Origin of the sequence: Streptococcus sp. 2106 (genome assembly GCF_013277315.1) — a bacterium.
Classification (GTDB): Bacteria; Bacillota; Bacilli; order Lactobacillales; family Streptococcaceae; genus Streptococcus; species Streptococcus pseudopneumoniae.
Map to the genome: position 1 here is coordinate 1 of NZ_VMMS01000042.1, position 3,209 is coordinate 3,209.

Genomic DNA, 3,209 nt, shown 5'->3' on the forward strand with positions numbered 1-3,209 from the left:
CCATTGAATCTTCCGCTGGTTTAGTTGGTTCCTGATCAGCTTTTTCTGCTTTTTCAAGCTCTTCAACTTTTGCTTTTGCTTTTTCAGCCTCAGCTTTAGCCTTCTCTAGTTCAGCTTCAGCAGCTGTTTGAGCTTGTTCAGCTTCAGCTTTTGAATTTTCAGCTGCTCTTGCTTCATTATTTTCTTTTTCAGCCTTAGCAGTCGCATCATCAGCTGTTTTCTTAGATTCTGCTGCTTTTTGCTCTAACTCCGCAATTCTAGCATCTGCTTCTTCTTGGGGTTGAGCTGGAGTTTCTTCTTCCGTTTTAGCTGGTTCCTTCGCTTTTGCTTCCTCTACTTCTTTAAGGGTCTTATTGAAGTCATCAACACGAGAATTAATATCTTCTGCGTAAGAGCCGACAAGGGCATCCGCCTGGTTAAATTCAGCTTCTGCTGCTGCACGAGCTGCTTCCGCTTCTTTGAGTTTTCTTTTTTGTTCCTCCAGAGCTTTAGCTTTTTGCTCAAGGTCGGCTTTGGCTTTGTTAGCTTGCTTGGTTAGAGAGTCAATTTCATCTCCCAATTGATCCGCCTTGTCTTGCAGTTTTTCTGACTCTGGACGTTTGGCATCCTCAGCTTTGGCTTTTTCAATTTGAGTTTTTATCTCTTCAGGAAGATTGCTCTCATTATAAAACTTATTGCTATTTTCAGAGTCAGGTTTATCATCCTCTGTTGGTAATTCATTCAAAACATCGGTAGCCTTGATAGCACCACTTTCAATTGCGTCTAGTAAATCTTCCTTACCGATTGCCGCTTTAGCTGCTTGAATAGCCGCTTCCTTATCAGTAATACTGTTATCTTTCCTAATTTTATCTTCTGCAGCCTTTTCAAGCTCTGTCAAGGCTGCTTCAAGATCAGCTTTGGCTTGATCTTCTTTTTTCTGTTCTGTACTCTTCATTTCTTCTATCTGCTTAAGAGTCTCTCTGAGCGTTTCAGCACTAGAGTCAATCGCATACTTATAAGATTCCAGAACTTCATAGTCCTTATCAAGCTCAGCTTTGAGTTTTTTATATTCTTCTGAATCCTCATCTTTCTTTTCAAGTTCTTTAAGTTTTTTCTCAAAGTCAGCTTTAAGTTTATTGGCTTGCTTGGTTAGAGAAGCAATCTCATCTTCCAATTGATCCGCCTTATCTTGCAGTTTTTCTGACTCTGGACGTTCCTTGTCTGCTTTTGTGGCTTCCTCAATTTTCTTTTTCAATTCTTCAGGAAGTGTGCTAATACTACCAACTGTATTGTTACTGTTCTCAGAGACAGAGCTCTCCTCCTCTGTTGGCAACTCATTCACAACCTCACTAACTTTGAGGACACCACTTTCAATTGCGTCTAGTAAATCTTCTTTACCGATTGCCGCTTTAGCTGCTTGAATAGCCGCTGCTTTGTCCTTAATCTTATCATCTGCCTTAATCTTAGCTTCGGCATCCTTTTCAAGTTCTGTCAAAGCAGCTTCAAGCTCATATTTCGCTTTCGCTTCTGGGTCTTTGTCTCTCGCTTCCTTTGCTTTTTTGAGAGTGTCATTGAAGTCGTCAACACGAGCATCAATATCTTCTTTATAAGACTCAGCCAGTGCTACAGCCTTTTCAAATTCAGCTTGTGCAGCTTCATGAGCTGCTTTCGCTTCTTCTAGTTTTTTCTCTTCTTCTACCAGAGTTGCAGCTTTTTTCTCAGCTTCGGCTTTGGCCTTATTAGCTTGCTTGGTTAGAGAGTCAATTTCATCCCCCAATTGATCCGCTTTGTCTTGCAGTTTTTCGGATTGTGGACGTTTGGCATCAGCCTCCTCGGCTTTTTGGATTTTAGCTTTTATCTCTTCAGGAAGAAAAGAGTCTTTGCTAGTAATAACTGGATTTTCATCTTCCTTTGTTGGCAATTCCTTCACAACATCACTAGCCTTGATTTGACCATTTTCAATCGCTTTCAGTAAATCTTCTTTACCGATTCTCTCTTTTGCTTTTTTAATAGCTGCTGCTTTGTCCTTAATCTCATCGTTAGCATTAATTTTATCTTCTGCAGCCTTTTCAAGTTCTGTCAACGCCTTCATCACTGCTTCTTTAGCTTCAGCTTCTTCCTTTTTAGCAGCAGCTAGCTCAGCATCAGCAGCCTGTTTAGCTTTTTCAGCTTTTGCTTTTGCCTCATCTGCAACTTTAGCCTCATCTGCTTCGGATTTCGCTTTCTTAGCAGCTTCTTCAGCTTTGGCTTTCGCTTCCTCTACTTTTTTCTGTAGTTCAGCAACTTTAGCTTCAGCTTCTTTTCTAGCTTCTTCCGCTTTTTCAAGATCCTTTTTAGATTTTTCGGACGCTTTGCTAGTGTTAGTAGTATTTGATTCATCAGCTTTTACAGCCAATTGCTGAACGCTAGTAAGACTAGCCCCTAAAACTACCGCACTGGCTAGACTAGCAAAAATCATCTTTTTCTTCCCCATTTAGGTCACCTCTTTATTATTATTTTTAATCACCTGAATCACCATCATTATACTCTTCTACAACATATATGTCAAGTATTTTCCCAATGTTTACCCAATATTTATCTAAAATTATGATTCGGACAACTCCCCCTAGTCTGGTCAAAGTGGAAATTGGTCTAAAACAGATTTTTATGGTGGAATTTAGTGTGAGACGTTTGAGTTAGAAATGAGCTCTACTATGACAAAACATAAATACCTGACCCTTTCAGACCCTCATAAATTCTCTAGGCTGGAGATTTTGGCTCTATAATATTTGTAGTAGGAAAATCCCCTATGGATATTATGGAGCCTATTTTGTTGTAGAAAAAAAGTCCCGTATCATCTATAATGAAAAGCAACCAAACCATCATTAGAAAGAATCATATGGAACAATTACATTTTATTACAAAACTACTCGATATCAAAGACCCTAATGCCCAAATTATGGATATCATTAATAGAAGGAAATCATTGCTAAACTGGATTATGAGGCTCCATCTTGCCCAATTCGATTCAGAAGAAGTTCATCATCGCTTAGAGGATTGCATTTGCCCTGACTGTCAGGAAGAGCTAAAAGAGATTGGAGCGAGCCTTCAAGGCCAAGAATTAGTCTTTATTCCTGCGCAATTAAAACGCATAGATCATATCCAACACTCTTACAAATGCCAAGCATGCAGTGAGAAAAATCCGAGTGATAAAATTGTGAAAGCTCCTATTCCTAAAGCCCCTTTGGCGC

At 39.6% G+C, this 3,209-nt stretch carries 2 protein-coding genes and 1 pseudogene; 2 read left to right on the forward strand and 1 reads right to left on the reverse strand.

Annotated elements, in window-relative coordinates; genetic code table 11:
* Positions 1 to 2,452: cell wall-binding protein (locus tag HT723_RS05390; RefSeq protein WP_172934798.1), on the reverse strand; the 2,452-nt coding region annotated here is incomplete at its 3' end.
* Between the two features lie 405 nt (positions 2,453 to 2,857).
* Between HT723_RS05390 and HT723_RS11285 the strand changes: the two are divergent.
* Both HT723_RS11285 and HT723_RS05395 read left to right on the forward strand, forming a co-directional pair.
* Positions 2,858 to 2,979, forward strand: a pseudogene (locus tag HT723_RS11285) (ISL3 family transposase); the annotation flags it as partial.
* Positions 2,945 to 3,209: IS66 family transposase zinc-finger binding domain-containing protein (locus HT723_RS05395; RefSeq protein ID WP_275689909.1), on the forward strand; the 265-nt coding region annotated here is incomplete at its 3' end. The pseudogene HT723_RS11285 and the gene HT723_RS05395, both read left to right, overlap by 35 nt.